A 287-nucleotide genomic window follows, 5' to 3' on the forward strand; every position below is an offset into this window, starting at 1 on the left:
CGGCGCCGCTGAACACGCCCCTTCATCCGCCGCGGATTACTATGATCAAGCCCGGAAAAGTGATTCCGGCCTAGACAAGGACATTGCTGGGGCGATGAGTGGCTTGCTAACGGATGCAAAGCAAGGTGGTGAAGTACTGAGGACCTGGGCTGCGTTGAAGTCTGGCGACAAGACCGCATTGAGGCAGATGTTTCAGCTGGCCAAGGAAGGGAATTCAAGAGCCCAGAACATCGTCGGCTACCTATTGGACAATGGGGAGCAGGTGAAGCGAGATAGTCGGGCCGCAT

At 56.4% G+C, this 287-nt stretch carries 1 pseudogene; it reads left to right on the forward strand.

The features are described from left to right. A pseudogene (locus AC3XQU_RS23715) lies at positions 1–287 on the forward strand (hypothetical protein); the annotation flags it as partial.

This window comes from Telluria sp. AZSoR62, from assembly GCF_058111565.1.